We start from the raw sequence: 211 nt of genomic DNA on the forward strand, positions 1-211 counted from the left end.
TGGTGGGTCTGAGTGGACTTGAACCACCGACCTCTCGCTTATCAGGCGAACGCTCTAACCACCTGAGCTACAGACCCAGCATCGTCTCTAAAACTGTATAAACCATCAATCTGTGTGGACACTCATCAGTGTAATCATCGTATAAGGAGGTGATCCAGCGCCAGGTTCCCCTAGCGCTACCTTGTTACGACTTCACCCCAGTCATGAACCA

At 50.7% G+C, this 211-nt stretch carries 1 tRNA gene and 1 rRNA gene; both read right to left on the reverse strand.

From position 1 onward, the window contains the following. Positions 1-77 (reverse strand) — tRNA-Ile (locus tag AACW06_RS20785). 65 nt (positions 78-142) lie between these two features. Next, positions 143-211 (reverse strand): 16S ribosomal RNA (locus AACW06_RS20790); the annotation flags it as partial.

It is taken from the genome of Vibrio sp. S12_S33 (assembly GCF_963889785.1).
GTDB lineage: Bacteria > Pseudomonadota > Gammaproteobacteria > Enterobacterales > Vibrionaceae > Vibrio > Vibrio aestuarianus.